The organism is Streptomyces sp. NPDC054834 (assembly GCF_053611185.1).
Window position 1 is genome coordinate 68,397 of sequence record NZ_JBSGZV010000006.1, and the last position, 26,495, is coordinate 94,891.

At 68.3% G+C, this 26,495-nt stretch carries 27 protein-coding genes and 1 pseudogene; 14 read left to right on the forward strand and 14 right to left on the reverse strand.

Annotation, left to right across the window (positions count from 1 at the left end; translation table 11 throughout):
• Positions 1-5: 5 nt before the first annotated feature.
• From ACWGJM_RS10685 to ACWGJM_RS10705, 5 genes are all read left to right on the forward strand, one after another.
• On the forward strand, positions 6-383 hold the full coding sequence (locus ACWGJM_RS10685) for a phage holin family protein (RefSeq protein WP_453411297.1): 378 nt from the start codon (positions 6-8) through the stop codon (positions 381-383).
• Between the two features lie 7 nt (positions 384-390).
• Complete coding sequence (locus ACWGJM_RS10690) at positions 391-882, forward strand: low molecular weight protein-tyrosine-phosphatase (RefSeq protein ID WP_453411497.1); 492 nt, start codon at positions 391-393, stop codon at positions 880-882.
• On the forward strand, positions 879-2,075 hold the full coding sequence (locus tag ACWGJM_RS10695; RefSeq protein WP_453411298.1) for a cystathionine gamma-lyase: 1,197 nt from the start codon (positions 879-881) through the stop codon (positions 2,073-2,075). The genes ACWGJM_RS10690 and ACWGJM_RS10695 overlap by 4 nt, the downstream gene beginning before the upstream one ends.
• A gap of 225 nt (positions 2,076-2,300) precedes the next feature.
• Positions 2,301-3,206 carry a LysR family transcriptional regulator gene (locus ACWGJM_RS10700; protein ID WP_453411299.1) on the forward strand — a complete coding sequence of 302 codons (906 nt, stop codon included), beginning with the start codon at positions 2,301-2,303 and terminating at the stop codon, positions 3,204-3,206.
• Positions 3,207-3,294: 88 nt separating this feature from the next.
• On the forward strand, positions 3,295-3,777 hold the full coding sequence (locus ACWGJM_RS10705) for an NUDIX domain-containing protein (RefSeq protein ID WP_453411300.1): 483 nt from the start codon (positions 3,295-3,297) through the stop codon (positions 3,775-3,777).
• A 3-nt stretch (positions 3,778-3,780) separates the two neighbouring features.
• Here ACWGJM_RS10705 and ACWGJM_RS10710 read toward each other — a convergent pair.
• Together ACWGJM_RS10710 and ACWGJM_RS10715 are read right to left on the reverse strand one after the other, a co-directional pair.
• A pseudogene (locus ACWGJM_RS10710) lies at positions 3,781-4,296 on the reverse strand (flavohemoprotein); the annotation flags it as partial.
• A 345-nt stretch (positions 4,297-4,641) separates the two neighbouring features.
• The gene (locus tag ACWGJM_RS10715) at positions 4,642-5,274 is read right to left on the reverse strand and encodes an HAD family hydrolase (RefSeq protein ID WP_453411301.1); all 633 of its coding nucleotides are present in this window, start codon (positions 5,272-5,274) and stop codon (positions 4,642-4,644) included.
• A gap of 193 nt (positions 5,275-5,467) precedes the next feature.
• On the opposite strand from ACWGJM_RS10715, the gene ACWGJM_RS10720 reads away from it, so the two are divergent.
• On the forward strand, positions 5,468-6,334 hold the full coding sequence (locus ACWGJM_RS10720; RefSeq protein WP_453411302.1) for a GNAT family N-acetyltransferase: 867 nt from the start codon (positions 5,468-5,470) through the stop codon (positions 6,332-6,334).
• 71 nt (positions 6,335-6,405) lie between these two features.
• Here ACWGJM_RS10720 and ACWGJM_RS10725 read toward each other — a convergent pair whose 3' ends face one another.
• Both ACWGJM_RS10725 and ACWGJM_RS10730 read right to left on the reverse strand, forming a co-directional pair.
• Positions 6,406-6,825, reverse strand: a complete 420-nt coding sequence (locus ACWGJM_RS10725) for a GlcG/HbpS family heme-binding protein (RefSeq protein ID WP_453411303.1) — start codon at positions 6,823-6,825, stop codon at positions 6,406-6,408.
• Positions 6,826-6,880: 55 nt separating this feature from the next.
• Positions 6,881-8,089: an MFS transporter gene (locus ACWGJM_RS10730; RefSeq protein WP_453411304.1), complete on the reverse strand. Its 1,209-nt coding sequence runs from the start codon at positions 8,087-8,089 to the stop codon at positions 6,881-6,883.
• A gap of 146 nt (positions 8,090-8,235) precedes the next feature.
• Here ACWGJM_RS10730 and ACWGJM_RS10735 point away from each other — a divergent pair, with 146 nt between their 5' ends.
• Positions 8,236-8,694, forward strand: coding sequence for a MarR family winged helix-turn-helix transcriptional regulator (locus ACWGJM_RS10735; protein WP_453411305.1), 459 nt, complete (start codon positions 8,236-8,238; stop codon positions 8,692-8,694).
• A 9-nt stretch (positions 8,695-8,703) separates the two neighbouring features.
• Positions 8,704-9,159, forward strand: a complete 456-nt coding sequence (locus tag ACWGJM_RS10740; RefSeq protein WP_453411306.1) for an N-acetyltransferase family protein — start codon at positions 8,704-8,706, stop codon at positions 9,157-9,159.
• Positions 9,160-9,212: 53 nt separating this feature from the next.
• On the opposite strand, the gene ACWGJM_RS10745 is transcribed toward ACWGJM_RS10740, so the two are convergent.
• The 3 genes from ACWGJM_RS10745 to dnaB form a co-directional block, all read right to left on the reverse strand.
• Positions 9,213-10,598 carry a serine hydrolase domain-containing protein gene (locus ACWGJM_RS10745; RefSeq protein WP_453411307.1) on the reverse strand — a complete coding sequence of 462 codons (1,386 nt, stop codon included), beginning with the start codon at positions 10,596-10,598 and terminating at the stop codon, positions 9,213-9,215.
• 129 nt (positions 10,599-10,727) lie between these two features.
• Complete coding sequence (locus ACWGJM_RS10750; RefSeq protein ID WP_453411308.1) at positions 10,728-11,111, reverse strand: hypothetical protein; 384 nt, start codon at positions 11,109-11,111, stop codon at positions 10,728-10,730.
• 31 nt (positions 11,112-11,142) lie between these two features.
• On the reverse strand, positions 11,143-12,621 hold the full coding sequence (dnaB, locus tag ACWGJM_RS10755; RefSeq protein WP_453411309.1) for a replicative DNA helicase: 1,479 nt from the start codon (positions 12,619-12,621) through the stop codon (positions 11,143-11,145).
• A gap of 460 nt (positions 12,622-13,081) precedes the next feature.
• Between dnaB and ACWGJM_RS10760 the strand changes: the two genes are divergently transcribed.
• The gene (locus ACWGJM_RS10760) at positions 13,082-14,419 is read left to right on the forward strand and encodes an MATE family efflux transporter (protein WP_453411310.1); all 1,338 of its coding nucleotides are present in this window, start codon (positions 13,082-13,084) and stop codon (positions 14,417-14,419) included.
• Positions 14,420-14,522: 103 nt separating this feature from the next.
• Here the strand turns inward: ACWGJM_RS10760 and rplI are convergent, their stop codons facing one another.
• From rplI to rpsF, 4 genes are all read right to left on the reverse strand, one after another.
• Positions 14,523-14,969: a 50S ribosomal protein L9 gene (rplI, locus tag ACWGJM_RS10765; protein WP_453411311.1), complete on the reverse strand. Its 447-nt coding sequence runs from the start codon at positions 14,967-14,969 to the stop codon at positions 14,523-14,525.
• 18 nt (positions 14,970-14,987) lie between these two features.
• Positions 14,988-15,224 carry a 30S ribosomal protein S18 gene (gene rpsR, locus ACWGJM_RS10770; protein WP_003949403.1) on the reverse strand — a complete coding sequence of 79 codons (237 nt, stop codon included), beginning with the start codon at positions 15,222-15,224 and terminating at the stop codon, positions 14,988-14,990.
• A 41-nt stretch (positions 15,225-15,265) separates the two neighbouring features.
• Entirely contained in the window at positions 15,266-15,853 is a 588-nt protein-coding gene (locus ACWGJM_RS10775; protein WP_453411312.1) for a single-stranded DNA-binding protein, read from the reverse strand.
• Between the two features lie 75 nt (positions 15,854-15,928).
• On the reverse strand, positions 15,929-16,219 hold the full coding sequence (gene rpsF, locus ACWGJM_RS10780) for a 30S ribosomal protein S6 (protein ID WP_006604399.1): 291 nt from the start codon (positions 16,217-16,219) through the stop codon (positions 15,929-15,931).
• Positions 16,220-16,492: 273 nt separating this feature from the next.
• Here rpsF and ACWGJM_RS10785 point away from each other — a divergent pair, with 273 nt between their 5' ends.
• From ACWGJM_RS10785 to ACWGJM_RS10795, 3 genes are all read left to right on the forward strand, one after another.
• Positions 16,493-16,807 (forward strand): hypothetical protein, encoded by a 315-nt coding sequence (locus ACWGJM_RS10785; RefSeq protein WP_453411313.1) that lies wholly within the window; start codon positions 16,493-16,495, stop codon positions 16,805-16,807.
• A 181-nt stretch (positions 16,808-16,988) separates the two neighbouring features.
• Entirely contained in the window at positions 16,989-18,110 is a 1,122-nt protein-coding gene (gene femX / locus ACWGJM_RS10790; RefSeq protein ID WP_361798914.1) for a peptidoglycan bridge formation glycyltransferase FemX, read from the forward strand.
• An 83-nt stretch (positions 18,111-18,193) separates the two neighbouring features.
• Positions 18,194-19,225, forward strand: a complete 1,032-nt coding sequence (locus ACWGJM_RS10795) for an alanine racemase (protein WP_453411314.1) — start codon at positions 18,194-18,196, stop codon at positions 19,223-19,225.
• A gap of 90 nt (positions 19,226-19,315) precedes the next feature.
• Here the strand turns inward: ACWGJM_RS10795 and ACWGJM_RS10800 are convergent, their stop codons facing one another.
• The 3 genes from ACWGJM_RS10800 to ACWGJM_RS10810 all read right to left on the reverse strand — a co-directional run bounded on the left by ACWGJM_RS10800 (position 19,316) and on the right by ACWGJM_RS10810 (position 23,876).
• Positions 19,316-20,857 carry a glycosyltransferase family 87 protein gene (locus ACWGJM_RS10800; RefSeq protein WP_453411315.1) on the reverse strand — a complete coding sequence of 514 codons (1,542 nt, stop codon included), beginning with the start codon at positions 20,855-20,857 and terminating at the stop codon, positions 19,316-19,318.
• 83 nt (positions 20,858-20,940) lie between these two features.
• Positions 20,941-21,372 (reverse strand): hypothetical protein, encoded by a 432-nt coding sequence (locus ACWGJM_RS10805; RefSeq protein WP_453411316.1) that lies wholly within the window; start codon positions 21,370-21,372, stop codon positions 20,941-20,943.
• Between the two features lie 245 nt (positions 21,373-21,617).
• Positions 21,618-23,876, reverse strand: coding sequence for a transglycosylase domain-containing protein (locus tag ACWGJM_RS10810; RefSeq protein ID WP_453411498.1), 2,259 nt, complete (start codon positions 23,874-23,876; stop codon positions 21,618-21,620).
• Between the two features lie 720 nt (positions 23,877-24,596).
• On the opposite strand from ACWGJM_RS10810, the gene ACWGJM_RS10815 reads away from it, so the two are divergent.
• The gene (locus tag ACWGJM_RS10815; RefSeq protein ID WP_453411317.1) at positions 24,597-25,280 is read left to right on the forward strand and encodes a helix-turn-helix transcriptional regulator; all 684 of its coding nucleotides are present in this window, start codon (positions 24,597-24,599) and stop codon (positions 25,278-25,280) included.
• 43 nt (positions 25,281-25,323) lie between these two features.
• A complete protein-coding gene (locus ACWGJM_RS10820; protein ID WP_453411318.1) occupies positions 25,324-26,406 on the forward strand; it encodes an inositol-3-phosphate synthase in 1,083 nt (360 codons plus the stop codon).
• Positions 26,407-26,495: the final 89 nt, after the last annotated feature.

A 26,495-nucleotide genomic window follows, 5' to 3' on the forward strand; every position in this document is an offset into this window, starting at 1 on the left:
GACACATGAAGAATTTCATAGTCAAGACGATCGCCAACGCAGGCGCCCTGGCGGTCGCCGTATGGCTGCTCGACAAGATCACTCTGACCGGTGACAACACCGCCAAGAAGGCCGGCACGCTGATTGCCGTCGCCCTGGTCTTCGGCCTGGTGAACTGGCTGGTCAAGCCGCTCGTCAAGGTGCTGACCTTCCCGTTGTTCATCCTCACGCTCGGTCTGTTCACCCTGGTGGTCAACGCGCTGATGCTGCTGCTGACCTCGTGGGTGTGTGACAAGCTCGACCTGAGCTTCCACGTGGAGGGCTTCTGGACGGCCGTGCTCGGCGGCCTGATCATCTCGCTCGTCTCCTGGGCGCTGCACGTCGTCCTGCCCGATGAGGACTGAGCCCGCCATGGCCTACCGCGTCTGCTTCGTCTGCACCGGCAACATCTGCCGGTCCCCGATGGCCGAGTCCGTCTTCCGCGCGCGCGTGGCGGAGGCCGGGCTGGAGGATCTCGTCGAGGTCGACAGCGCCGGCACCGGCGGCTGGCACGAGGGCGACGGCGCCGATCCGCGTACCGTCTCCGTCCTGGACGACCACGGCTACGACAGCGACCACACCGCCCGCCAGTTCCAGGCGTCCTGGTTCGCCCGTCTCGACCTGGTGATCGCCCTGGACACCGGCCACCTCAAGGCCCTGCGCCGCCTGGCGCCCACGGAGGAGGACGCACGCAAGGTGCGGCTCCTGCGCTCCCATGATCCCGACGCGGGCGACGACCTCGACGTACCGGATCCGTACTACGGGGGCCTGGACGGCTTCGAGGAGTGTCTTGAGATGGTGGAGGCGGCGAGCACCGGTCTGCTCGCCGCGGTACGGCACGAAGCGGAGGGACGGGCGGCATGAGCGAGCCGGCTGCGGGCAACGCCGGCCCGGGCGCCGAGAAGGGCCCTGGAGGCGCCGGGTACGGTCTCTCCGGCCCCGGCGAAGGCACGCGCGCGGTGCGGGCCGGGCTGCCCGAGCCGGTCAAGCACGAGCCCGCCCTGCCCGGGCCCGTGTTCGCCGCCCACTTCCACCTGCCGGGCGATCCCACGGGGCCGTACACCTACGGCCGCGACGAGAACCCCACCTGGACCCTGCTGGAGCGCGCCATCGGCGAGCTCGAGGCCCCTGGGCGGGACGGCGTGGAGACGCTGGTCTTCTCCTCCGGCATGGCCGCCACCTCGTCCGTGCTGTTCTCCCAGCTGCGTACCGGGGACGCTGTCGTGCTGCCCAGCGACGGCTACCAGGCGCTGCCGCTGGTGCGCGCCCAGCTGGAGGCCTACGGCATCGAGGTGCGCACCGCGTCCACCGGCGGCGACGCGCAGCTTGAGGTCCTCGACGGGGCGAGGCTGCTGTGGATCGAGTCGCCGGCCAATCCCGGGCTCGACGTCTGCGACATCCGGCGGCTCGTGGGCGCGGCTCACGCGCGTGGCGCCCTGGTCGCCGTCGACAACACGCTCGCGACGCCGCTCGGGCAGCGGCCGCTGGAACTGGGCGCCGACTTCTCCGTGGCCAGCGGCACCAAGCAGCTCACCGGGCATGGGGACCTCCTGCTCGGATACGTCACCGGCCGAAGCGGCGAGGCCATGGCAGCAGTACGCCGCTGGCGCAAGATCGCCGGAGCGATCGCCGGGCCCATGGAGGCCTGGCTGGCCCACCGCTCCCTGGCCACGCTCCAGCTGCGGGTGGACCGGCAGAACGCCACCGCCCTGACTCTCGCCGAGGCCCTGCGGGGACGGCCCGAGGTGAACGGGCTGCGATATCCGGGGCTGCCGGACGACCCCGCGCACGAGATCGCCGCACAGCAGATGCGCCGCTACGGGTGCGTCGTCTCCTTCACGCTGCCTACGCGCGCGCGTGCCGACCGTTTCCTCGACGCCCTCCGGTTCGTGGACGACGCGACCAGCTTCGGCGGGATCCGTTCGACGGCCGAACGGCGCGGCCGCTGGGGCGGGGACGCGGTGCCGGAGGGATTCATCCGACTGTCGGTCGGCGCCGAGGACCCGGAGGACCTGGTGGCGGATGTGCTCCGGGCGCTGGACGAGTCGGCGGACTGACGGCGGGACGAGGACCCGATGGGTTCCGGCCGTGCACGACGGACGGTCCGAGCCTCCCCCCTCGTGGCTCGGACCGTCCCGGTTCCGCGCGCGAAGAACCGCGCGAACAAGGCTAGTTGACTCTCTGTCAGTGTCCAATCACGCTAGCGACAGAGACCTATCGACTTATTTATAGTTGGACCTGCCGGGGGGCGGGAGAAGGGCAGGGAAAGGGGAGGGCGTTCCATGGATCTGGCCTTGCTGCGCACCTTCGTGACCGTGCACCGGGCCGGCTCCTTCACCCGCGCCGCCGCGCTTCTCGGTCTCTCCCAGCCGGCCGTCACCTCCCAGATCCGCACCCTGGAAAGACAGCTGGGCCGCCCGCTGTTCCTGCGGCAGGCCCGCGGGGTGACCCCCACGACCATCGGCGACGAGCTCGCGCACAAGGCCGCGCCGCATCTCGACGCGCTCGTGGAGATAGCCGAGACCGGGCTCGACGACGAGTCCTCGCTGCGCACCCTGCACCTCGCCGGGCCGCCGGAGTTCACCGCGGAACGCGCGCTCCCCGCCCTCACCGAGCTCGTCGGGGACGACGGGCAGGGCTTCGCACTGCGCGCCTCCTTCGGGACCGCCGAGGAGATTCTGGAAGGGCTCGCCGCCGGGCATCATGATCTGGTCATCTGCACGGCCCGTCCGCGCGGTGCACTGCTCACGGCGACTCCGCTGTGCGATGAGGAGCACGTCCTGGTCGCCGCCCCTCGCTGGGCCGAGCGGATCGACTCGGGGAAACCGCACCGCAAGGGGGCCGCCGCCCTGGAGAACCTGCCCGTGGTCGAGGTTCACGAGTCGCTGCCCTTCGTGTCCCGCTACTGGGCCTCCGTCTTCGACTCCCGTCCCTCCGCGTCCGGCACCGTCATCGTTCCCGACCTGCGCGCCGTCCTTGCCTGTGCGACCGCCGGGGCCGGGCTGGCGGTACTGCCCCGCTATCTGTGCACCGCCGCCGTCCAGCACGGTGACGTGGTCGCGCTGCACGAGCCGGCCGTGCCCCCGCTGCGGACATACTTCCTGGTGGTGCGCACCGGCACGCTCGCGATGCCCCATATCGCGCGGGCACACGAGTGGCTTCAGCGGGCGGCCACCGACTGGTGCTGAGCAGGGGGCGCACCGCGGTGACGGCGTGCGCTCGCCTGGTGGCGCTTTGCGATGTTTCACGTGGAACCAACCGGGTGACATTTCTCCCATGACCGTCCGACCCGTGGTCAAGCGCACCGCCCGTGCCGTTCTCCTCGACGGTGACGACCTGATCCTGATCAAGCGCACCAAGCCTGGTGTCGATCCCTACTGGGTCACGCCCGGTGGCGGGGTGGAACCGAGCGACACGACCGTCGTCGACGCCCTGCACCGCGAGGTGCACGAGGAACTCGGCGCCAAGATCACCGATGTGGTGCCCTGCTTCGTGGACACCGTGGAGCACATCGGCGAGGACGGCGGCGCGACCGGCGTGAAGGTGCAGCACTTCTTCGTCTGCCGGCTGGAGTCCATGGATCCCTCGCTTCGCCACGGGCCCGAAATGGACGAACCCGCCGGCGAGTACGAGATCGTCCGTGTGTCCTTCACGCGGGTCGGAATCGCCTCCGTCCACCTCGTCCCGCTGTCCTTGCGGCACTACCTGGACGGCAACATCGAGGGCGTGCGGGCCATGCACGCCCCGGATCTGGGCTGAGGCTCAGTTCCCGGCGACCACGAGCTCCTCGACCGAGTCGTGGCGTATCCGCTCCGAGGGGATACCGACGTCCCTGAGCGCGTCGACGCCGCTGCGGATCATTCCGGGCGGCCCGGAGAGATAGGCCTCGTACCGGGTCCGCGGGCCGTATTCGCGCACGGCGTCCGGGAGCTGGAAGTGTGCCTGCTGGTCGACGATGGCGCGGACGGAGAGCCAGGGATGGCTCTGCTGGAGCCGCAGCATGGTGTCGATGTCGTACAGGTCGTGGTCCGTGCGGGCGCCGTAGAACACCTCGACGGGACGGCGCTCGCCGTGCTCGGCGATGTCCTCGACCAGCGCCTTGATGGGCGCTATGCCGGTGCCGCCACCGAGACAGAGCAGACCGCTGTCGGTGGTGTGGTCGACGGTCATCGACCCGGTGGACGGACCGAGCCGGATGACGTCCCCGGGGCGGGCCCGGTGCACCAGGGCATTGGAGACCCAGCCCCCGGGAACGACCTTCACGTGGAACGTCAGCAGCCGCTCTCGCTGGATGTCCATCGCGGGCGGGAACAGCGGTCGCAGGCCGGGGTGGCGTACGAAGAGCAGGGCGTAGAAGTACGAGGTGACCTGGTCGGCCACGGGGGCGATCTCGGCCATGGTGCGGCGGATGAGGAGGGCGTCCGGGGAGGCGCCCACGGCGGCGGGGAGCTCCGCGTGCTCCATGGGGGCGGGAGCATCCGTGGAGGGGTGTTCACGCACGGGATGTATGCGTCTCACCCCGGACGTGAACCGGAGTCGACCCTACCGGCCACCACCCGCCACACAAGTCCCCCCTCGCTCCCCCGTGAATCGGGACCGGCCCCGAACCGGTGATTCCCTCAACTACCGGTCAGCGCCCACCAATTGGTAGGCATCCCAGAGATCCCGTCCTGTGTAGGAGTGTGTCGCGAGCCCCGTGAGGCTGGCGTCCGCATTGACCGCGACGGACACCGGCACCACCGTGAAGAGATCCCGGTCCGACATCGAGTCGCCGTAAGCGACACAGTCGGCACGCGTCACCCCGAACTTCTCGCACAGCTGGTCCGCGATACACACTTTGGCCGCGGAGTTGAGCGCACCGTCCGGGTCCACCGGCTCGGTGAACGGCACGGCGGGAAAGCGAGACCCGAACGCGGCATGCGCTCCCCAGTCCAGGAGCCGTTCCACGAAGAAGGAAGGCGAGAGCGACACCACTGCGCAATAGTCACCGGCACCCCTGATCTTCGCCCACACATCACGGATCCGGGCCAGCCAAGGAGCCCCCTCGAAAGCGGCGACCACATGCGCCTCGGTGAGTTCCGCCCACAGCGCACGTACATGGATCGCGTATTCCGGTGGTCCGATCCGCCCTGCCGCGATCTCCAGATCGAGGGCCAGCGCCTCGGCTTCCAGCCCGAGTTGGCGGGAGATTTCCACTGGCGCGGTCGTGCCATGCAGCAAAGTGCCATCAAGATCGAAGAGATGAAGTCTCGGCATGGCCTAGAGGCTAATGGGATGACTTGATGGCTCTCCTGCGGCCTGCCGGATGCTCGTCGTTCGCCGACGTTTCACGTGAAACACCCCGTGCCTGTCCGTGCGCTGTGTGGATGGCTACGACATGGCCAAAAGCACCTGCGTATGCCTCGAAACAGGTGGACGCAGAGGCCACCGGTCGGACAGCCTGACCTGCGTGCCGACTCCATCCCTCGACGCTCTGCCCATTCGCCGTCTGACGCTGCGCGATCTCACCGCCTGCGCCGACTTGTCCGAAGATCGGGGGTGGCCACGCGAGGAACACAAGTGGGGCTTCCTCCTCGTCGCCGGACGGGGTTACGGCATCGACGATCCCGATGGTGGTCTGGTCGCCGCGTGCGTCGTCACGCAGTACGGCCCGCAGGACCGCCCGGCTCTCGGTGCCCTCGGCATGGTCCTGGTCGCCGGGCGGCATGCCCGCCGGGGCGTCGGGCGCCGCTTGATGCGCCACGTCGTCTCCGCGGTGGGAACCACGCCCCTGACCCTGCACGCGACGCCGTACGGACGCCCGCTCTACGAGGAGCTCGGTTTCAAGGTCATCGGCCGGGCGGAGATGGTGATGGGGCACTTCACCCCGGGTGGGCCGGAGCACGGCGTCCCGACGCGTGCGGCCACCGCCGAGGACCTCACCTCGATCCTCCGGCTCGACGAGGAGGTGTTCGGGGCCGACCGCACCCACATCATCACGCGGCTTCCCGCCTTCGCCGACCAGTTGCGCGTCGCTGAGGAGAACGGCCGGATCACCGGGTACGCGGGCGCCTGGCCCAACATGGACACGCAGGTCGTCGGCCCGCTGGTCGCCCGGGACACCGAGACGGCGCGGGCCCTGCTCGCATCGCTCGCCGCCCACACGGACCGCCCGCTGCGGACCGACATCGACGTACGGCACGAAGGGCTGCTGGCGTGGGTGAAGGAGCGCGGGCTGGAGTCCGTCGCCTTCAACTCCGTCATGACGTACGGCGTCACAGACCTGCCCGGGGACTGGACTCGCCGATTCGCTCCACTGACGGTGGCGGCGGGCTGAGACGTCCCTGCACGCGGAACACCGGCCACCGCTGAAACGCGGGGCCGGTGTTCACCTCTGACGGTCTCCGATCAGGCGAGCGTCTCCACTGCGGTGAGGGCGAAGCCGTGGTCCTGTTCCGGGGTGCCACCGCCGACGCCGATCGCTCCGATCAGGCGGCCGTCGCGGTGGACCGGGATGCCGCCCGCGATGAACAGCAGGGGCCGGTCGAGCGCGGTGGGCAGGGTGTGGAAGGGGGCGCCGGGCTGGACGGCGTCGACAAGGTCGGCGGTGGGGGCGTCCAGCTGGAGCGCCGTGTAGGCCTTGCGGGTGCTGGTCTCACCGGAAATCAGTACGGCCCGGTCGTCCCGGCGGAAGGCCAGCAGGTGGCCGCCCGCGTCCAGCACGGTGACGCTCACGGTGGCTCCGGCGGCCTCGGCCGCTTCACGGGCCGCCTGCACGAGGGATTCGGCGTCCTGCGTGGTCAGCGGGGTGACGGTGGTGGTGCTCATGAGGGGTGCTTCTCCTTGTGGTGTTCCGGACATCGCGCTCGGGGAGCGCGGTGGTTCAGTGATGGACGGCTGCGCGCTGCTCGGCGGTCGTACCGGCGGCCATCACCGTGCCGCGAGCGCTGTCGCGGCGTTCGAGAGCCGCGGAGAACAGGGCCAGTACCAGGGCCGCCGCGGCGAGGACGGCACCGACCCAGTTGGGGGCGGTGTAGCCGAGGCCTGCGCTGATCACCAGGCCGCCGAGCCAGGCGGAGAGGGCGTTGCCCAGGTTGAAGGCGCCGATGTTCACGGCCGACGCCAGTGTCGGGGCGCCGTGCGCCTGGTCGAGGACACGCTTCTGAAGGGGCGGCACGGTCGCGAAGCCCAGGGCGCCGATCAGGGCGATGGACACCGCTGCCGCGATCTTGTTGTGCGCGGTGAGCGTGAACAGCGCGAGTACGACGGCCAGGGCGCCCAGCGAGACGTAGAGCATGGGCATCAGCGCGCGGTCGGCGAACTTGCCGCCTACCAGGTTGCCGCCGACCATGCCGAGGCCGAACAGCACCAGCAGCCAGGTGACGGTTCCGTCGGCGAATCCGGCGACGTGGGTCATCATCGGCGCGATGTAGGTGATGGCCGCGAAGACACCGCCGAAACCGAGAACGGTCATCGCCATGGCCAGCAGGACCTGGGCGTTCTTGAAGGCGGCCAGCTCGTCGCGCAGGTGCACGCCCTCCGGCATGGGCACCTCGGGCACCAGCCTGGCGATGCCGGCCAGGCCGACCACACCGAGGGCCGCGACGATACCGAAGGTGACACGCCAGCCGACGTGCTGCCCGACGAGCGTGCCCAGCGGGACACCGACGACATTGGCGACAGTCAGGCCCGTGAACATCATCGCGATGGCGCCCGCCTTCTTGTCCGGTGCCACCAGGTCGGCCGCGACGACCGAGCCGATGCCGAAGAACGCGCCGTGCGCGAGGGAGGCGACCACACGGCCGATCAGCATGACCGCGAAGACGGGCGCTACGGCGGACAGCAGGTTCCCGGCGATGAACAGACCCATCAGCAGCATCAGCATCCGCTTGCGGGAGATCTTGGTGCCGAGCACGGTCATCAGGGGAGCCCCCAGCACCACGCCGAGCGCGTAGCCGGTGACCAGCAGGCCCGCGGTGGGGATGGAGACCCCGAAGTCGCCCGCGACCTCGGGCAGCAAGCCCATGATCACGAACTCGGTCGTTCCGATTCCGAAGGCCCCGATCGCGAGGGCCAGTAGCGCGAGAGGCATGTGGGGGTAGACCTTCCCAGACGATTGCATGAGCGCTTTCCAAGCGTCGACAATAGTTGCAGACGCGGGCTAAATGCAAGTGCGGGCTATTGCGCCACTGTCCTATCCTTGGATTGCAGCCGCTCCGGGACAGAGGAGAACGCCACATGACAGCGACGGACCCCGCGCTCACCGCGCTCGCACAGGGCTGGTGCGCCCTCTCCCTGCTGCACGGGAGAATCGAGGCCCACATCGAGCGCGCCCTCCAGAGCGGGCACGACCTGAGCGTGCGCGAGTACTCCCTGCTGGACGTGCTCAGCCGCCAGCACGACGGCGAAGGAGGGCACCTACAGATGAAGCAGGTCGCCCACGCCGTCGTCCTCAGCCAGAGCGCCACCACGCGGCTGGTCACCCGGCTGGAGGACCGCGGGCTGCTCGAGCGCTACCTGTGCCCCACCGATCGCCGTGGCATCTACACGAACGTCACCGAGGCCGGGCTCAAACTGCTTGCGGAAGCGCGGCCCACCAATGACGCCGCCCTGCGGGAGGCACTCGACGAGGCGGCGAGGAGTCCTGAACTGGCGCCGCTGGTACGCGTGGTGGAGTCACTGAACGTGGCCGCATAGGGTGCGCCCATGGGAGATCATTTCGAGATACGCGCCGCCGTCGCCGACGACGTCCCCGCCATCATCGGCATGCTCGCCGACGACCCGCTCGGCGCACAGCGCGAGTCACCGGATGACCTGGCCCCGTACCTGACCGCGTTCGAGCGACTCGACGCCGACCCGAACCAGCATCTGGTCGTCGCCGAACGCGAGGGCCGAGTCGTCGGCACACTTCAGCTCACGATCATTCCCGGGCTGTCGAGGCGCGGGGCCACCAGGTCGATCATCGAGGGCGTCCGCATCCACGCGGACGAACGGGGCAGCGGCCTGGGCACGCGGCTCATCGAGTGGGCGATCGCGGAATCCAGGCGGCTGGGCTGCCAGTTGGTGCAGCTGACCTCCGACAACACACGCACCGACGCCCATCGCTTCTACGAGCGGCTCGGCTTCACGGCCTCGCACGTGGGTTTCAAGCTCGCACTCTGAGAACCGGCCGAGCCGGCCTGTTTCACGTGAAACAGGCCACCCGCCGCGGACCGCTAACCGATCCCCCGCCAGCCCTCCGCCTCCACCCCGCCGGGGACGGGAGCCCCCTCGTCATACGGCTGACGCGTGAACACGAACGACCCGAGGTCAAGATGACCGAGGGCTCCGTCCGGACGCCGTACGGGCCGCAGGAGCTCTCCGGCGTAGTAGCCCTCCAGCCCCGTCCAGGTGCCGTCACCGTTGGCCCGGAAACGCGAGCTGCGGCCGTTGCCGGACAGCGGCCCCAGGGAGACGAGCCCGTCAGCCGTCACCCGCAGAGCGAAGGCATGTGTGCCCCAGTACCACTGTCCCGCGAGTTCCAGCACCGAGTGGTCGACCTCGGACAGCGGTCGCCAGGGCTCGGGAATCCTTGGCTCGGCCTCGGCGACGATACGTACGAGGTCGGCGCCCACCACGGACAACGAGGGACCGGATGTGCAGTTGGCCAGCACCACGGCTGCGACATCGTCCGCCACACTGAAGGTGAGGTTCGCCAGAAAGCCCGGCAACGAGCCGGAGTGCCCCGCGAGCAGCCTGCCGTCGCGGCGCTGGACCTGAAGACCGAGACCGTAGGTGGCACCGTCCATCACATCCGCGGCCTCGGCCGGCGCCGCAGGCGTCCGCATCTCCCGTACCGACTCCGCGCTCAGCACACGGTCGTCGCCCTTGGCCAGGAAAGCAGCGAAGCAGGCCAAGTCGCCGGTGGTGGACCACAGTTGGCCGGCGGGAGCCATACGGCCGAGGTCCTCCACCGGCTCGGGCAGCAGTGCGTCGGCCCATGGGTGCACCGCCCAGCCACCTGCACAGGGTGCCTGCGGCTGGGCAGTCGTGCGGTTCAGGCCCAGGGGTTCGAGCACCTCGCGCCGGAGGACCTCCTCCCAGGAGGCGCCACGCAGCTCCTCCACCAGCGCGCCCAGAAGCGTGTAGCCGGGGTTCGAATAGTGGAACCGGCGGCCGACCGGATGCAGCAGGGGCTGCTCGCCCAAGACGTCACTCAGCTCCGGACGCAAAGAACCGGGAGTCCGCTCCCACCAAGGCCCGGGCGACTCGGCCGCCAGCCCACCCGTGTGCGCGAGCAGTTCGGCGATGGTGGCCTCCCCCGCACCGGTGCCCGGCAGATGCTTCTCCAGCGGGTCACCGAGGTCGAGCAGGCCTTCGTCGCGCAGTCGCAGAACCAGGACGGCGGTGAACGTCTTGGTGATCGAACCGATCCTGTACTGCACGTTCTCGTCCGGACCATGGCCGTCCACGCAGGTCCGCGCTCCGTGCCACACCGCTCGCCCGCCCCGCACCACCGCCGCGACCAGTGACGGTGCGCGCCCTTCGGCCTGGGCCACGGCGATCCGGTGCCGCAATGCCCGACGCGTGCCGGGCAGCAGCTCTTCCTCAGATGTCGTCATGCCGCCAGTCCATCCCGGAAGGCCCGTGGGCGTCGAGTTGATTTGGACGACGGTTGATGTGGGCGACGCCGTGTAGGGTCTCACATCGCGTGACATGCGCCATCTCAACGCGTCAGCGCCGACCTGGTGCTATGGCCGTCCCGGTCCTCGGCCGCGCGTCACCTTGAGATGCGGGCTTTGATCAGTGGTGAAGATTCGCTCCAGATAGGGCCCGAGTGCGGCCTGCCAACGCTTCTCGTCCATCCCGGTGGCCCGCTCGGCACGCCGCTCGGCGATCTCCCGACGCACCGCGCCGATCACGTACGCCTTGACTGCGGCGACCACCGGCATGATGGCGTCCACGTCGACGTCGCCCAGTGCGGCCACCACGGTCCCCCCACTGGCCAGCGCGTGCGGCGCGAGCTGGGGTCGGCCATCCAGCAGATCGGCGAGCCATTCGTGCTCGTGCGCGGCGTGCCGAGTGGCTTCGGCAAGAGACCCGCGTCGGCCAGCTGGCGGCTGACGGATACTCACCGTCGTAGTGACACTCCTACACGCCGGTGGATCAGGTCTGCGCCATGTCCACGAACCGCGAGTAGTGGCCCTGGAAGGCGACCGTGATCGTGGCCGTCGGGCCGTTTCGGTGCTTGGCGACGATCAGGTCGGCCTCGCCCGCGCGAGGGGACTCCTTCTCGTAGGCGTCCTCACGATGCAGCAGGATGACCATGTCGGCGTCCTGCTCGATGGACCCCGACTCACGCAGGTCGGAGACCATGGGTTTCTTGTCGGTGCGCTGCTCGGGGCCACGGTTGAGCTGGGAGAGCGCGATGACCGGGATCTCCAGCTCCTTGGCGAGCAGCTTGAGGTTACGGGACATGTCCGAGACCTCCTGCTGACGGCTCTCGGCACGCTTGGAGCCGCCGGACTGCATCAGCTGGAGATAGTCGATCACGACCAGCCGGATGTCGTTGCGCTGTTTGAGCCGACGGCACTTGGCACGGATCTCCATCATCGACAGGTTCGGGGAGTCGTCGATGAAGAGCGGCGCGGCCGACACGTCCGGCATACGGCGGGCCAGCCGCGTCCAGTCCTCGTCGGTCATCGTGCCCGAGCGCATGTGGTGCAGGGCGACGCGGGCCTCGGCGGACAGCAGACGCATCGCGATCTCGTTGCGGCCCATTTCGAGCGAGAAGATGACGCTCGGCAGGTTGTGCTTGATGGAGGCGGCCCGTGCGAAGTCCAGGGCCAGCGTCGACTTACCCATGGCGGGACGTGCCGCGATGACGATCATCTGGCCGGGGTGCAGACCGTTCGTCAGCGAGTCGAAGTCGGTGAACCCCGTCGGCACGCCCGTCATCTCGCCGCTCCGCGAGCCGATGGCCTCGATCTCGTCGAGGGCGCCCTCCATGATGTCGCCGAGCGGGAGGTAGTCCTCGCTGGTGCGCTGCTCGGTGACGGCATAGATCTCGGCCTGGGCGCGGTTGACGATCTCGTCGACGTCGTCGTCGGCCGCGTATCCCATCTGCGTGATGCGCGTGCCGGCCTCGACCAGGCGGCGCAGCACCGCGCGCTCATGGACGATCTCGGCGTAGTACTCGGCGTTCGCCGCCGTCGGCACCGTCTGGACGAGGGTGTGCAGATACGCCGCTCCGCCGATCTTGTTGATCTCACCTCGCTTGGTGAGCTCGGCGGCGATGGTGATGGGGTCGGCGGGCTCGCCCTTCGCGTAGACGTCGAGGATCGCCTGGTAGATCGTCTCGTGCGCGGGTTTGTAGAAGTCGTGGCCCTTGAGGACCTCGACGACGTCGGCGATGGCGTCCTTGGAGAGCAGCATGCCGCCGAGCACGGACTGCTCGGCGTCGAGGTCCTGCGGCGGCACCCGTTCGAAGGAGGAACCACCGCCGTCCCAAGCGCCGCCGTCGCCGCCCCGGTCGTGCTGCTCGTCACGGCCGCGGCCGCCACCGCTGCTCCGGCGGGAGGCGGGCAGACGATCGCTGGGACCGCTGTCGGCCCACGGATCGTCCAAGGGCTCGGAAATGCTCACCGAGCCACCTCCTCCCGTCCGCCCGGGCGGACCTCGCCGTGCCCTTTTTTTGTACGGCACAGCACTGACAACTGAGAGACCCAAATCCGGTTGCACCGCGTCGGTTTTGCGAGGTTTCCGAGGCCGGCGGAAGGAGCGGGCGCCGCACAACGGTAGGCCCCTCGGCACCGTCAGCCAATCTGGTTATCCACAGGCCATGTGGACGAAGGCCCGGATGCTGTGGAGAACTCGCCGAAACCTGTGCACGACCCGGTGGACAGGCCTGTGAACAAGCCCTCGATTCCTCCCTCGAAAGCGCCCTGACCAGCACCTTTCCCATCCACGGGCTGTGCAGAAGAAAAACTTCCCCAGTCGGACCAAGATCGCCCCAAGAGGGGTGCGCAAGCATGTGACCCACAACCATAAGTAAGGGCCACAACTCGTTTGCATCTCTTACCTGTGGACGATTAGATTAGTGCTCATGCCACAGGCTTCCACGATCCCCGGAGCCGGCCCACGACGGCACGACCGCGAGATCGTCGCCCTGGCCGTCCCCGCCTTCGGCGCACTCGTCGCCGAGCCCCTTTTCGTCATGGCCGACAGCGCGATCGTCGGCCATCTCGGCACGTCCCAGCTCGCCGGCCTCGGGGTCGCCTCGGCCCTCCTCACGACGGCCGTGAGCGTCTTCGTCTTTCTCGCCTACGCCACCACGGCGGCCGTCGCCCGACGTGTCGGCGCCGGCGACCTCCAGGCGGCCATCCGCCAGGGCATGGACGGCATCTGGCTCGCACTGCTGCTGGGCGCCACGGTCATCGCCCTTGTCCTGCCCCTGGCACCCGCCTTGGTCGGCCTCTTCGGTGCCTCGCCCACCGCGGCCCCGTACGCGACGACCTATCTGCGCATCTCCGCCCTGGGCATCCCGGCCATGCTGGCCGTGCTCGCCGCCACCGGTGTCCTGCGCGGGCTCCAGGACACCAGGACACCGCTGTACGTGGCCGTCGCGGGCTTCGTCGCCAATGCCGCTCTCAACGTCGGTCTCGTCTACGGCGCCGGCCTCGGCATCGCCGGTTCCGCCTGGGGCACGGTGATCGCCCAGTGCGGGATGGCGGCGGTGTATCTCACCGTGGTCGTCCGAGGAGCCCGCCGACACGGAGCATCCCTGCGGCCCGACGCATCCGGCATCCGGGCCTCCGCCCATGCCGGCGCCCCCCTGCTGATCCGGACTCTCTCGCTGCGGGCGATCCTCATGATCGCCACAGCCGTCGCGGCCCGCCTCGGCGACGCCGACATCGCGGCCCACCAGATCATCCTGTCCCTGTGGAGCCTGCTTGCCTTCGCCCTCGATGCCATCGCGATCGCCGGGCAGGCCATCATCGGGCGCTTTCTCGGCGCGGACGACGCCCAGGGAGCCCGGGACGCCTGTCGCCGGATGGTGCAGTGGGGCCTGGCAGTCGGGGTGCTCCTGGGACTGCTGGTGATCGTGACGCGACCGCTGTTTCTGCCGCTGTTCACCAGCGACGGCGTAGTAAAGGACACCGCGCTGCCCGCGCTGCTCATGGTGGCGCTCTCCCAGCCGATCTGCGGAGTGGTCTTCGTCCTCGACGGCGTACTCATGGGCGCGGGGGACGGGCCGTACCTGGCCGGAGCCATGCTGGTGACCCTTGCGGTCTTCGCCCCCGTGGCGCTCTTGGTCCCCGTCTTCGGGGGCGGACTCACCGCGCTCTGGGCAGCCATGACGCTGATGATGACCGTACGGATGCTGACGCTGTGGCTGCGTACCCGCTCGGGCCGCTGGATCGTCACCGGCGCAACGCGCTGACCGTTTCACGTGAAACCGCCGTTTCACGTGAAACACAACGAAGAGGGGGCCGCACCCAGCAGGTGCGGCCCCCTCTCTCAGCTGTTCAAGCCGAGCGCAGCGATCACGCAGCGACGACCTCGAGGTTGACCTTGGCGGCAACCTCGGGGTGCAGACGCACGGACGTCTCGTGAGCGCCCAGCGTCTTGATCGGCGAACCGACCTCGATGCGGCGCTTGTCGACATCGGGGCCACCGGCAGCCTTGATCGCCGAAGCGATGTCGGCCTGGGTGACGGAACCGAAGAGGCGACCGGCGTCGCCGGCACGCACGGCCAGGCGGACCTTGACGCCCTCGAGCTGGGCCTTCACCTGGTTGGCCTGCTCGATGGTCTGGATCTCGTGGATCTTGCGAGCACGACGGATCTGCTCGACGTCCTTCTCGCCACCCTTGGTCCAGCGGATAGCGAACTTCCGCGGGATCAGGTAGTTGCGAGCGTAGCCGTCCTTGACGTCGACGACGTCGCCGGCGGCACCGAGGCCGGAGACCTCGTGGGTGAGGATGATCTTCATTAGTCGGTCACCCTTCCCTTAGCGCGCGGTGGACGTGTAGGGCAGCAGTGCCATCTCACGGCTGTTCTTGACGGCCGTGGCGACGTCACGCTGGTGCTGCGTGCAGTTGCCGGTCACGCGGCGGGCACGGATCTTGCCGCGGTCGGAAATGAACTTCCGCAGCATGTTCGTGTCCTTGTAGTCCACGTACGTGACCTTGTCCTTGCAGAAAGCGCAGACCTTCTTCTTAGGCTTGCGCACAGGCGGCTTCGCCATGGTGTTTCTCCTGTGTGATCAAGAAGTTGGGATGTGAGCCCTTAGAAGGGGGGCTCGTCCGAGTAGCCGCCACCGCCACTGCCGCCGGAGCCACCGCCCCAGCCACCGCCGCCGCCCTGCTGGCCACCGGCGGGAGCGCCGGTCGCCCACGGGTCGTCGGCGGGAGCGCCACCGCCCTGCTGGCCGCCGCCGGGGGCTCCGCCCCAGTTGCCGCCACCCTGGCCGCCACCGCCACCGCCGCCGTAACCACCCTGGCCACCGCGGCCGGCGGTCTTGGTGACCTTGGCCGTGGCATTGCGCAGGCTGGCGCCGACTTCCTCGACGTCCAGCTCGTAGACCGTGCGCTTGACGCCCTCGCGGTCCTCGTACGACCGCTGCTTCAGCCGGCCCTGCACGATGACGCGCATGCCTCGCTGGAGCGACTCGGCGACGTTCTCCGCCGCCTGACGCCAGACCGAGCAGGTCAGGAAGAGGCTCTCGCCGTCCTTCCACTCGTTGGTCTGGCGGTCGAAGGTGCGGGGAGTGGACGCGACGCGGAACTTCGCGACCGCCGCACCGGACGGGGTGAAGCGCAGCTCGGGGTCGTCGACAAGATTGCCGACGACCGTGATGACGGTCTCGCCTGCCATGGGGGAACCTCTCGGCGGGTTTGCTGCTGGCTGCTTGGTGCTACTCGAATCCCGAGATCAGCTGAGCGGGAGAGCTCAGTGGGTCTCGGGGCGGAGGACCTTGGTCCGGAGGACCGACTCGTTCAGGTTCATCTGGCGGTCGAGCTCCTTGACGACCGCAGGCTCGGCCTGCAGGTCGATGACCGAGTAGATGCCCTCGGGCTTCTTCTTGATCTCGTACGAGAGACGACGACGGCCCCAGGTGTCGACCTTCTCAACCTTGCCGTTGCCCTCGCGGACGACGGAGAGGAAGTTCTCGATCAGGGGGGAGACAGCGCGCTCCTCCAGATCGGGGTCGAGGATGACCATCACCTCGTAGTGACGCATGTGGAACCCACCTCCTTTGGACTCAGCGGCCACGGTCGTTCCGTGGCAGGAGGGTTGTGATGCGTACGCAACGGTATCGGCCACCACTGACAACCAGGGTTCCTTCGGGAAGTCCCGAGTGTGACCTGAGCATGCCTGGGCAGACACCGGTGCAGAGGGTACAGAGTACCCGCACACCGGCTACCGGTTGAAATCCGGCCGGAGAGGCCGACAATCTGTACACATCGGGTGTGTACGGCGCTACCGTGCGCCGCGTTCCGCAGGAGGTGCCCCATGGCACAGGCATTGCGACCCAACACCGCCGGATCCCTCTTCGCCACCGACGGCAAGCCCCATCCGCTCCAGGACGCCCTGACGGCGGTGACCCTGGTGCTGGGACTGACTGCCTTCATCACGTCGTTCTTCCACAGCTTGCATCTGCTCAGCTCGTGGGCCGGCCTGGTGGGGCTCGTCGTCGGCGCGTACGGACAGTGGATCTCGGTGACGACGCGTGAGCGCTTCGGTCTGATCGTGGGTCTCGGTGCCTCGGGGGTGGGTTTCCTGATCGGTATGGCGCACGGCGGGCTGTTCGGCGGCCTCTTCAGCTGACCCCTCCGGGCACCGTCCGTCCGACATCCTTCTGAACACCACGGAACACCCCGGCGGACCGCAGGCCGGGGCGAAGGTGCCCCATGCCCAGTCGGGGCGCTCGCACGGCGCAGTAGGCTTCGGCGCGAGAGCCGGAGCCCCTGTACCCAGGGGGACACACCAGCCCGAGGAGCGCCCCGGAATGAGCCTGACCCTGAGGACCATCAGTCGAGAGCAGCATCTGGCCTACATCCAGAGCCTGCCGTCGGCGAGCCACATGCAGGTCCCGGCCTGGGCTGATGTGAAGGCGGAGTGGCGCTCCGAGAACCTCGGCTGGTTCGACGGGCGGACCGGCGAGCTGGTCGGCGTGGGTCTGGTCCTCTACCGTCAGCTGCCCAAGATCAAGCGCTACCTCGCCTACCTCCCCGAGGGCCCGGTCATCAACTGGTTCGCACCGAATCTGGACGACTGGATCCAGCCGATGCTGGCCCACCTCAAGCAGCAGGGCGCCTTCTCCGTGAAGATGGGCCCGCCGGTGATCATCCGGCGCTGGGAGGCCAACTCCATCAAGCAGGGCATCCAGGACCCGGACGTGAAGCGCCTGCGCGACGTCGAGGCCGACTTCATCGAGCCCCGCGCCTTCGAGGTGGCCGACAAGCTGCGCCGCATGGGCTGGCAGCAGGGCGAGGACGGCGGCGCCGGCTTCGGCGACGTACAGCCCCGCTACGTCTACCAGGTGCCGCTCGCCAACCGGTCCCTGGAAGAGGTCCACAAGAACTTCAACCAGCTGTGGCGCCGCAACATCAAGAAGGCCGAGAAGGCCGGCGTCGAGGTCGTCCAGGGCGGCTACCAGGACCTCGCCGAATGGCAGCGACTGTACGAGATCACGGCCGTGCGCGACCACTTCCGGCCCCGCCCGCTGTCGTACTTCCAGCGCATGTGGACGGCCCTCAACACCGAGGACCCCAACCGGATGCGGCTGTACTTCGCCCGCCACAACGGCGTGAACCTCTCCGCCGCGACGATGCTGATCGTCGGCGGGCACGTCTGGTACTCCTACGGCGCCTCCGACAACATCGGCCGCGAGGTCCGGCCCTCGAACGCCATGCAGTGGACGATGCTGCGCGACGCCTACGCGCTCGGCGCCACCGTCTACGACCTGCGTGGCATCTCCGACTCGCTGGACGAGACCGACCACCTCTTCGGCCTGATCCAGTTCAAGGTGGGCACGGGCGGACAGGCCGCGGAGTACCTCGGCGAGTGGGACTTCCCGCTCAACAAGCTGCTCCACAAGGCGCTCGACATCTACATGTCGCGCCGCTGAGCCCCAGCCGTTTGATTCCATAGCCTTCACACCGTTCACACCTCTGCCCCACCGCAGCCACGAGAAAGGTCCCAGGTCCGGCCATGGCGCTCACGCTCTACGTCGACACCGCGCGCTGGCGGGCGCACCACAAGCACGTGCAGGAGCAGTTCCCCGGGCTCGTCCCGGTCTGCAAGGGCAACGGCTACGGCTTCGGGCACGAGCGTCTGGCGGAGGAGGCCACGCGACTGGGCTCCGACGTCCTCGCCGTCGGCACGACGTACGAGGCCGCGCGCATCAAGGACTGGTTCGGCGGTGACCTGCTGGTGCTGACGCCGTACCGTCGCGGCGAGGAGCCGGTGCCGTTGCCCGACCGGGTCATCCGGTCGGTGTCGTCGATCGACGGCGTGTACGGGCTCGTGGGCGCCCGCGTGGTCATCGAGGTGATGTCCTCGATGAAGCGGCACGGCATCAGCGAGCAGGACCTGCCGCAGCTCCATTCGGCCATAGAGAACGTCCGGCTGGAGGGCTTCGCCATCCACCTGCCGCTGGACCGCACCGACGGCTCGGACGCCGTCGAGGAGGTCATCGGCTGGATGGACCGGCTGCGCGCGGCCCGGCTGCCGCTGCACACGATGTTCGTCAGCCACCTCAAGGCCGAGGATCTCGCCCGGCTCCAGCAGCAGTTCCCGCAGACCCGTTTCCGCGCCCGGATCGGCACGCGGCTGTGGCTGGGGGACCACGAGGCCACCGAGTACCGCGGGGCGGTCCTGGACGTCACGCGCGTCGCCAAGGGCGACCGCTTCGGCTACCGCCAGCAGAAGACGGCCTCGGACGGCTTCCTGGTGGTCGTGGCGGGCGGTACGTCGCACGGGGTGGGCCTGGAGGCCCCGAAGGCCCTGCACGGTGTCATGCCGCGCGCCAAGGGCGTCGCACGGGCCGGCCTGGCCACGGTCAACCGGAACCTTTCTCCGTTCGTCTGGGACGGCAAGCAGCGCTGGTTCGCGGAGCCGCCGCACATGCAGGTGTCGATCCTGTTCGTCCCGGCGGATGCGGCCGAGCCGAAGGTGGGCGAGGAGCTGGTGGCGCACCTGCGGCACACCACCACGCAGTTCGACCGGCTCGTCGACCGCTGATCCGGCCGGCCGGCAGCCGAAAGGCCGTACACGGGTCCTCTCGGACCACTGGGTACGGCCTTTTCCGTGCCCCGCCTCCGGTCTGTTCGCTCAGGGCGAACCGTCGATGGGGGAATCCGGTCCTCGGCTGCCCCACTCCACCTGGGGCCCGTACGCCGGCTCGAGGTGCGCGGCGTGCCGCGGCGGGTGGGCCGCCGGGCCGAGGACGAAGACGTCCTCCGCTCCGTCGAGCACCCCGCCCGAGGGATCGTCGTCTCCGGATCGGCGCACCACGTCGCGCTCCGGCATGAGGATGTCCCGCACTACGACAGCGCACAGATACAGCGTGCCCAGCAGGTGCATGGCGATCGCCCACTGGTAGCCATGGGTCGGCAGCCCCTTGTGGGCGTCCCCGCTGGTCGTGTACGCGAGGTACATCCAGATGCCCAGGAAGTACGCGACCTCGCACGCCTGCCAGATCAGGAAGTCCCGCCACTTCGGCCGGGCGAGCACGGCCAGCGGCACCAGCCACAGGACGTACTGCGGCGAGTAGACCTTGTTGGTGACGATGAAGGCGGCCACCACCAGGAAGGCCAGTTGCGCGAAGCGCGGCCGGCGCGGGGCCGTGAAGGTCAGCACCGCGATGCCCACGAACGACAGCGCCACCAGCAGTGTGGCGAAGAAGTTGACCGTGTCGGTGGTGGGCGGGTTGCTGGAGTTCTGGGCCCAGATCAGCCAGAAGGAGCCGAAGTCGACGCCCCGGTCATGGCTGAAGGTGTAGAACTTCGACCAGCCGTCGAAGGCGAAGAGCATCACCGGCAGGTTCACGGCCAGCCAGGCGACCAGCGCGCCCCCCACGGCCCTGAAGTACTCCCGCCACTTGCCGGCCCGCCAGCACAGCACGAGCAGCGGGCCGAGGAGGAAGACGGGATAGAGCTTGGCGGCCGTGGCGAGCCCCAGCAGGACGCCGAAGGCGACGGTGCGGCCCCGGGCCCACATCAGCATCGCCGCGGCGGTCAGAGCCACCGCCAGCAGGTCCCAGTTGATGGTGGCGGTCAGCGCGAACGCGGGCGCCAGCGCGACCAGCAGGCCGTCCCAGGGGCGCCGGGCGTGGGTCCGGGCGACACAGACGGCGATGACCGCCGCACACACCATCAGCATTCCGGCGTTGGCGAACCAGTACCACTGCTCCTGGTGCTGGATGCTGCCGCTGTGGGGCGTGAGCCAGGAGGCCACCTCCATGAACACACCGGTCAGGACCGGGTATTCGAGGTACTGCATGTCGCCCTGGAGCTTGTCGAAGTACGGCACCAGTCCGTCGGAGAAGCCGCGCCCCTGATAGAGGTGCGGGATGTCCGAGTAGCACGCGTGCGTGTACTGCGAACTGGCGCCGAAGAACCAGCCGCTGTTGTAGCAGGGCGCCTTCTGGACCAGGCCGAGGGCGAACATGCCGATCGCCACGAGCGCCACGACCCGCACGGGAGTCCACCAGGACGTCCCGAGCAGGGCGCGCCGCCCGATGGGGCCACCGATCAGCTCACTGCCGGCCGCGGCGACCTCGTCCTCCCTGGTCGGCCGCACCGGCTCCCCTCGGGCGGATCGCACCGGCTCGGGCTCGTGCACGCTCGCGGGCGTCGTTTCTGCACTGGGCATGGGGCACATCCTGCCGTACGGACCTGAGTATGGATCCCCCGTCACACAGCCGGCCCCGGCTCCCCTCGCAGAGGAGTGATCGGCTACTCCTGGAGCCAGTCGGTGCAGGAGCTCACTTGCCTGTCCCCCTCGTAGACAGCAGCCTGGACCCCCATGTCGTACAGGCCTTGGGAGTAGCTGGCCGTGCTGCCCCAGGATTTACTGGAGCCGTTTCCGTCGTAGTTCTCGTGCCACGGCCAGGTGATCAACCCACCCCCGTCATTCTTGCCGAGCACCCGAACACTCACATGGTGACCGTCCGCGCGATTGTCACCCACGGCAATGGAGACCTTGACGTCGGTCTTTCCGACATACCAGTCATTGATCGCCAGAACACCTCTCGCGCCCCCGTCCGGCGTGTCGCAGATCAGCGTGTAGTCGGGGTACGCCGAGGCAGGGGCGGCTGACATACCCACGGCCAACGCGGCTCCGGCGAGGGTGGAAGCGAGTCCCTTGCGGCTGATTTTCATGCCCATGACATCCCTTCTGAGCAAGATCCATTGCGTGACTGCCGAAGTGAAACCTACAAAAACACCGCACAGCAAGGGCTAAATCGCGCCACATTTCTTACCCGGCCATATCCTGAAACAGGAATTATCGAAGAGGATGTCCCATTGGCGCCGAATACCAACCAAAGACCGAAAGAGACAGGGTCACCGGTAGAACACCGGTGACCCTGTTCTCATTTTCACGTCGGCGCTGCCGTCACGCTGCCACGGGTTCAGCCGGTCTGGCCGGCGAAGAGGCCCCCATTGCCGTTGCCTCTCGTGTTGCCGTTACCCGTAGTGTCGGTTGGTGTCGGCGATGTGGTGATGCCTCCGTCCGTGTTGCCGGCGTCGGTGCCACCGTCGTTTTCACAGTTGCCCCAGCCGAACTGGCAGGTGTCGGTCGGCGAGGGCGACTCCGTGGTGGGCGTGTCACTGGGCGTGGGACTCGGGGACTCGGTCGGTGTCTCGCTCGGCTGCGTGGGCGTGAACGTCGGAGTCGGGGAGGGAGCGCCCGCCTCGTCGTCGACCTCACCGATCTTCTCGGCGTCCTCGAAGCCGGGGTCCGACTTGCCCTTGAGCGCGGCCTTCATGTACTCGGTCCACACGGAGGTCGGGATGTCACCACCATGGATGGATGGCACACCCGCAGTCCCGTTCATGGAGAGCAGCCTGTGGGTCTTGGGGTTCTCCCGGAACATCGCCACCGAGGTCGACAGCTGCCGGGTGTAGCCGACGAACCAGGCCGACTTGTTGCTGTCGGTGGTACCGGTCTTGCCCGCCGCCGTACGGCCCAGGGCCTTGGCGTTCTGACCCGTACCGTTCTGGATGACGTTCTCCAGCGTGTCCGTGACGTTGTTCGCCACGTTCGCGTCCATGGCCTGGCTGCTCTTCGGCTTGGAGAAGCCGGGCTGTTCCTCCCCGTTGTACTTGACCTGCGTCACCGAGTACGGGTCGGTGTGCTTGCCGGAGGCGGCGAATGTCGAGTAGGCGTCGGCCATGCGGATCGCGCTCGGGGTCGAGGTGCCGATGGCGAAGGACGGGTTGAGGTCGGCGAAGCCGTTCTGGATGCCGGACGCCTTGGCAACGTCTTTCACCTTCGTCATGCCCACGTCCATGCCGAGCTGGACGAACGGCGTGTTGATGGACTGCTCCATCGCCTTGCGCAGAGTGATGTAGCCCCAGGCGTGGTCGCTCTCGTTGCGCTGGTAGAAGACCGAGCCGTCCGGCTTCAGGACGGGACTGCCGTCCTGGTTCATGACCTTGAGCTTGTCGTTACCGTTGTACTTGCTCATCGGCGAGAGACCCGTGGGCGCGGTCTTGTATGTGCCGTACTCCATCGCCGCGGCCAACACGAACGGCTTCCACGTCGAGCCGACGGGGACACCGGACGTGTCCGCGTTGTTCGTGAAGTGGCCGTTCTCGTATCCCGCGCCGCCGTACAGCGCGACGATCGCGCCGTCATTGGGTACCACCGACGCCGCGCCGAACTGGACGTACTTGTCCAGCTCCCGCTTCTTGGGGTCGAGACGGTCCTTCTGGATCTTCTTCACGGCCGCGGTCAGGGCGGTGACCTTGTCCTTGTCGAAGGTCGTGTAGACCTGGTAACCGCCCTTGTCGAACTGCGCTTCCGTGATGTTGGAGTGCGCCAGGACGTACTTCTTCGCCGTGTCCGCCAGGTAGCTGATCTGACCGGTCATGCCCTTGATCGCCTTGCGGCCCTGGGGCGTGGGGTACTTCTTGATCGCTTCCTGGTACTCGGCGTCAGTGAGGTGCTTGTCCTTGTGCATCTCGCCGAGGATCCAGCTCCAGCGGTCCTTGGAACGCTTGGTATTGGCATCCTGAGTCGCCGACTTGTCGAGGTCCGTGGCTCCGGCCGGGTCGTAGTACGTCGGACCCTTGAGCAGGGCCGCGAGGACGGCGCACTCGCTCGGCTTGAGCTTGACCGCGTCCTTGCCGTAGTACGTCTGGGCGGCCGCCTGGATGCCGTAGGCGCCACGACCGTAGTAGGAGGTGTTCAGGTAGCCCTGGAGGATCTGCGGCTTCTTGAGCTTCGTCCCCACCTTGATGGAGATGAACATCTCCTTGAACTTCCGGGAGACCGACTGTTCCTGGGTCAGATATGTGTTCTTGACGAACTGCTGGGTGATCGTCGAACCACCCTGCGTCTGACCGCCCCGCGCCATGTTGGCCAGGGCGCGCGCGATGCCCATGGGGTCGACACCGGAGTCCGAGTAGAAGCTCTTGTTCTCCGCCGAGATCACCGCCCACTGCATGGCCTCGGGGATCTGTTCGATAGGGATGTTCTGCCGGTTCGCACCCGTACCGGTGGCCACCATCTGCTTGCCGTTGGACCAGTAGTAGACGTTGTTCTGCGACTGGGCCGCGTCGTTCTCGCTGGGGATCGAGACCATCGCGTAGGCGATACCGAACGTGGCGACCAGGCAGCCGACGAACCCGATGAACAGCCCGGAGACGAGCCTCCAGGACGGCATCCAGCGCTGCCATCCGTACTTGCCCGCGCGCGGGTAGTCGATGAAGCGCTTCCTGGCGGGCTCGCTCGCCCGGCCTCTGCCGCGCCCGGGGCCGGTCGGCCCACCACCTCGGCCGCCCGGCCCGGTGTTGTCGGCCCCTCTGCGGCGGCCGCCCGTGTTTCTCTGCGACGCCCGGCGGGCCTCGGCGCGGCCACCGTACTGGCGGTCATCACCTCCCGAGCCGTAGGCGTCGGAAGGGGACCCGGTGGCGTCACGCGGAGCCGCACGGCGGCCGGAGGACGAGCCGGACTGACCGCGTCGGGCCGCGGCACGTCCGCCTCCCTGCGGCTGCGGCTGTTTGCGACGGTGCTCGCTCATCGAACGATTACTCCTCGGGCAGGCGCACCCATGCGCGCCTGGAAACGGCGGCTTGTTTCCGGTCCCCCCGAAGTACGGATGCGGTCGTTCCTGCATTCACCCGTACTGCACCGAGGACATCGACGCTCCCCAGGCATCACTTGGTTCCCGGTGGTGTGCATGCCGCACAGACTACGCACCGTCAAAACCCTCCGAGCCCCGAGGTTCGCCGCAAATAGGGCAACTCGCCTCCTGCGAATCGGTGATGTGATCCCGTTCACCGTCACCCCTCTTGTCGCGTGCGGACGGCCGTTCTATCGTCGTGATGTATCGAGTCGATACATCAGAGCGAGATAAGCGAGACGAGGACGAGGGGAGGCGACGATGAGCCGGCGTTCCGGGATCCTCGAGTTCGCTGTACTCGGCCTGCTTCGCGAGTCCCCGATGCACGGCTATGAGCTGCGCAAACGACTCAATACGTCCCTCGGTGTGTTCCGCGCGTTCAGCTACGGGACGCTGTATCCCTGCCTCAAGACGCTGGTCGCCAACGGCTGGTTGATCGAGGAACCGGGGAGCACGCACGAGGACGCCCTCGCCGCGCCCCTGACCGGCCGCCGCGCGAAGATCGTGTACCGATTGACGGCGGAAGGTAAGGAGCACTTCGAGGAGCTGCTCTCGCAGACCGGCCCCGACGCCTACGAGGACGAGCACTTCGCCGCACGTTTCGCCTTCTTCGGGCAGACGTCGCGCGATGTGCGCATGCGCGTGCTGGAGGGCCGGCGCAGCCGCCTGGAGGAGCGCCTGGAGAAGATGCGCGCCTCTCTGGCGCGCACCCGGGAGCGCCTCGACGACTACACGCTTGAGCTCCAGCGCCACGGGATGGAGTCCGTGGAGCGCGAAGTGCGCTGGCTGAACGAGCTCATCGAGAGCGAGCGGGCCGGACGGGACCTGAAGGGTTCCGCGTCCGGGGGGCCCGCTCAGCAGGACACCACATCTGGAGCGCCGGGCGGCCTGCCCCGGTCCGGGGACACCCCCGGACCGGATACGCCCGACGACACCGCCACGTGAGACCCACTCAGGGCCTCACTCGTACACACAGGGAGCAACCGGAATGGGTTCGGTTCGCGTAGCCGTCGTCGGCGTGGGCAACTGCGCCGCGTCGCTGGTGCAGGGAGTCGAGTACTACAAGGACGCCGACGCGGCCTCCAAGGTCCCCGGCCTGATGCACGTGCAGTTCGGTGACTACCACGTGCGGGACATCGAGTTCGTCGCCGCCTTCGACGTCGACGCGAAGAAGGTCGGCCTCGACCTCGCGGACGCCATCGGCGCCTCCGAGAACAACACGATCAAGATCTGCGACGTGCCCACCACCGGTGTCACCGTCCAGCGCGGCCACACCCTCGACGGCCTCGGCAAGTACTACCGCGAGACCATCGAGGAATCCGACGCCGAGCCGGTCGACATCGTCCAGATCCTGAAGGACAAGCAGGTCGACGTTCTGGTCTGCTACCTGCCCGTCGGTTCCGAGGCCGCGGCGAAGTTCTACGCCCAGGCCGCCATCGACGCCAAGGTCGCCTTCGTCAACGCCCTCCCGGTCTTCATCGCCGGCACCAAGGAGTGGGCGGACAAGTTCACCGAGGCCGGTGTCCCGATCGTCGGCGACGACATCAAGTCCCAGGTCGGCGCCACCATCACGCACCGCGTCATGGCGAAGCTGTTCGAGGACCGCGGTGTCGTCCTGGACCGCACGATGCAGCTGAACGTCGGCGGCAACATGGACTTCAAGAACATGCTCGAGCGCGAGCGCCTGGAGTCCAAGAAGATCTCCAAGACGCAGGCCGTCACCTCGCAGATCCCCGACCGGGAGCTCGGCGAGAAGAACGTCCACATCGGCCCGTCCGACTACGTGGCCTGGCTGGACGACCGCAAGTGGGCCTACGTCCGCCTCGAGGGCCGCGCCTTCGGTGACGTCCCGCTGAACCTGGAGTACAAGCTCGAGGTCTGGGACTCCCCGAACTCCGCCGGCGTCATCATCGACGCCCTGCGCGCCGCGAAGATCGCCAAGGACCGCGGCATCGGCGGCCCGATCCTGTCGGCGTCCTCGTACTTCATGAAGTCCCCGCCGGTGCAGTACTTCGACGACGAGGCCCGCGAGAACGTCGAGAAGTTCATCCGCGGCGAGGTCGAGCGCTAGCCGACCGGCCACGCCGAAAAACGCTCCTGCCAGGGCTGAGAGGGTCCCCGGGTACTCCGCCCCGGGGGCCCTCCCTTGTGTGAGGCTGT

Excerpts from the sequence above, each read along its gene's own strand:
- ACWGJM_RS10685 (WP_453411297.1), top strand. The coding sequence starts at position 6 with ATGAAGAATTTCATAGTCAAGACGATCGCCAACGCAGGCGCCCTGGCG.
- ACWGJM_RS10690 (WP_453411497.1), top strand. The coding sequence starts at position 391 with ATGGCCTACCGCGTCTGCTTCGTCTGCACCGGCAACATCTGCCGGTCC.
- ACWGJM_RS10695 (WP_453411298.1), top strand. The coding sequence starts at position 879 with ATGAGCGAGCCGGCTGCGGGCAACGCCGGCCCGGGCGCCGAGAAGGGC.
- ACWGJM_RS10700 (WP_453411299.1), top strand. The coding sequence starts at position 2,301 with ATGGATCTGGCCTTGCTGCGCACCTTCGTGACCGTGCACCGGGCCGGC.
- ACWGJM_RS10705 (WP_453411300.1), top strand. The coding sequence starts at position 3,295 with ATGACCGTCCGACCCGTGGTCAAGCGCACCGCCCGTGCCGTTCTCCTC.
- ACWGJM_RS10715 (WP_453411301.1), bottom strand. The coding sequence starts at position 5,274 with ATGCCGAGACTTCATCTCTTCGATCTTGATGGCACTTTGCTGCATGGC.
- ACWGJM_RS10725 (WP_453411303.1), bottom strand. The coding sequence starts at position 6,825 with ATGAGCACCACCACCGTCACCCCGCTGACCACGCAGGACGCCGAATCC.
- ACWGJM_RS10730 (WP_453411304.1), bottom strand. The coding sequence starts at position 8,089 with ATGCCTCTCGCGCTACTGGCCCTCGCGATCGGGGCCTTCGGAATCGGA.
- ACWGJM_RS10735 (WP_453411305.1), top strand. The coding sequence starts at position 8,236 with ATGACAGCGACGGACCCCGCGCTCACCGCGCTCGCACAGGGCTGGTGC.
- ACWGJM_RS10740 (WP_453411306.1), top strand. The coding sequence starts at position 8,704 with ATGGGAGATCATTTCGAGATACGCGCCGCCGTCGCCGACGACGTCCCC.
- ACWGJM_RS10745 (WP_453411307.1), bottom strand. The coding sequence starts at position 10,598 with ATGACGACATCTGAGGAAGAGCTGCTGCCCGGCACGCGTCGGGCATTG.
- ACWGJM_RS10760 (WP_453411310.1), top strand. The coding sequence starts at position 13,082 with ATGCCACAGGCTTCCACGATCCCCGGAGCCGGCCCACGACGGCACGAC.
- rplI (WP_453411311.1), bottom strand. The coding sequence starts at position 14,969 with ATGAAGATCATCCTCACCCACGAGGTCTCCGGCCTCGGTGCCGCCGGC.
- rpsR (WP_003949403.1), bottom strand. The coding sequence starts at position 15,224 with ATGGCGAAGCCGCCTGTGCGCAAGCCTAAGAAGAAGGTCTGCGCTTTC.
- ACWGJM_RS10775 (WP_453411312.1), bottom strand. The coding sequence starts at position 15,853 with ATGGCAGGCGAGACCGTCATCACGGTCGTCGGCAATCTTGTCGACGAC.
- rpsF (WP_006604399.1), bottom strand. The coding sequence starts at position 16,219 with ATGCGTCACTACGAGGTGATGGTCATCCTCGACCCCGATCTGGAGGAG.
- ACWGJM_RS10785 (WP_453411313.1), top strand. The coding sequence starts at position 16,493 with ATGGCACAGGCATTGCGACCCAACACCGCCGGATCCCTCTTCGCCACC.
- femX (WP_361798914.1), top strand. The coding sequence starts at position 16,989 with ATGAGCCTGACCCTGAGGACCATCAGTCGAGAGCAGCATCTGGCCTAC.
- ACWGJM_RS10795 (WP_453411314.1), top strand. The coding sequence starts at position 18,194 with ATGGCGCTCACGCTCTACGTCGACACCGCGCGCTGGCGGGCGCACCAC.
- ACWGJM_RS10800 (WP_453411315.1), bottom strand. The coding sequence starts at position 20,857 with ATGCCCAGTGCAGAAACGACGCCCGCGAGCGTGCACGAGCCCGAGCCG.
- ACWGJM_RS10805 (WP_453411316.1), bottom strand. The coding sequence starts at position 21,372 with ATGGGCATGAAAATCAGCCGCAAGGGACTCGCTTCCACCCTCGCCGGA.
- ACWGJM_RS10810 (WP_453411498.1), bottom strand. The coding sequence starts at position 23,876 with ATGCCGTCCTGGAGGCTCGTCTCCGGGCTGTTCATCGGGTTCGTCGGC.
- ACWGJM_RS10815 (WP_453411317.1), top strand. The coding sequence starts at position 24,597 with ATGAGCCGGCGTTCCGGGATCCTCGAGTTCGCTGTACTCGGCCTGCTT.
- ACWGJM_RS10820 (WP_453411318.1), top strand. The coding sequence starts at position 25,324 with ATGGGTTCGGTTCGCGTAGCCGTCGTCGGCGTGGGCAACTGCGCCGCG.